This window comes from Mucilaginibacter flavidus (assembly GCF_024055575.1).
GTDB classification, from domain to species: domain Bacteria; phylum Bacteroidota; class Bacteroidia; order Sphingobacteriales; family Sphingobacteriaceae; genus Mucilaginibacter; species Mucilaginibacter flavidus.
The window spans coordinates 1-1491 of record NZ_JAMXOE010000062.1 but is presented as its reverse complement, the minus strand read 5'-3'; the positions used below and the strand labels follow the sequence as shown (position 1 = coordinate 1491).

The window sequence follows — 1491 nt, the reverse complement described above, 5'->3', positions numbered from 1 at the left end:
GATGGCTGTCGTTGGCGCTGCTATCAGTGGTCCGAATTTACATTTGAGCAGTTTTTTGATATTATAAGCGGCGGCAGCCATAAGCATACATTTATTTGCTTGTTTAAGTCCTTTGCTATTTATCCTTTTTAAGCTGGTATAATTAATTAAGGAACCGAATACCGGTTCGACCGTACTGGAGCGAAGCGACATCATCTGCTTACCTTTGGGGTTCTCTACCCGCCGCTGCATATATTCATAAAGCGGTTTGTCCGCAGAATCAACCAGCTTCTTGAAGCCTTTTTTATTAGCGCAGATATCTTTGAATGGACAATTTTTGCAGTCGCTGATGCTGGACTCATAAATCTTCTTGAAAACAGTCGGTTCATCATAAGCAGATTCGATGCGTTTGAAGGGCAGATGGACACCCATTATACAAGTATACCGGTCATAGTTATCGTCGTAGATGAAGCCTTCGCCGTCCCTTGATGGTTTATAAGTTCCGGGAGCAGGAATATATCCTTTCATGCCATTGGCTGTTAATGCCCGTATGGCTCTACCGCTGCTGTAGCCTGTATCTGCCAGGATTTCTTCAACCCGTATGCCATGGTCAGCCATGTTACCGGCAATCTGCGGGAGCATTACCGGCAAAGAACTGTTATCAGCCTCATTTCCCTTAAATGCCTGTATATAGGTTATGCAATGACTGGCTGTATCCACACTCATTTGCGACCGGTAATATAATCTCATCGGTTTACCTGGCTTGGTGGTTAAACGGGCATCCGGGTCCGAGGGGCTGAAGTGTGTTTGATTGGTCGGCGCAACGTCTTTATTCTTCGGCTCTTTATTATTGCCGCTTTTTGGCTCCTTCGGCTTTGCTGGCTCATCCTCGGTATTATCATTCAACTCCCGGCTGAAAACAGATGCATCTTCCATCACTATCCGCTCAATCATACTTTGTTTAGCAGCATTAGCAGGTATTAAAGCACTGTCCACAGCTTGCCGTTTGCCGCTAATCATCCCGTTATTAATGCAAAGCCTCAACACTTGCTTAAACAATTCAAGGAATGTTTCCTCTCCGTAAAGCTTGCGGGTGCGGCTTAACGTAGAATGCCACGGTAATTCCTGGCCAAGGTCATAACCGAGAAAATAAAGAATGTCCATCCGCATTCCAGATGAAATAACAATCTGGCGGTCGCTGTTAATATTTTCGAGGTAACCAACGAGCATCAATTTCATAAACACAACCGGGTCGATGCTTTTTTGACCCTCCTTGCCATAATACTTCAAAGTAGTCGGGTACAAGAAGTCTAAATCAAGCAAACTCTTTAATCGGCGGTAAAAATTATCAGCCGGCACGTAGTCGGAAAGCTGAAACTGTATGAACAAGCTTTCTTGATGTGTTTTCTTTCCTTGCATGCGCTAATATACTAATAATCAATGTTTTAATCAATATTTCAAAGAACTTTATTTGCAAGCCCTTATTGGCTAGCTTAGTTGCGCAACGGCCAC

Annotated in this window: 1 protein-coding gene; it reads right to left on the bottom strand. The window is 43.9% G+C overall.

Annotated elements, in window-relative coordinates:
* Positions 1-1398: IS1182 family transposase (locus tag NAF19_RS30455; RefSeq protein WP_252794246.1), on the bottom strand; the 1398-nt coding region annotated here is incomplete at its 3' end.
* Between the last annotated feature and the right edge of the window lie 93 nt (positions 1399-1491).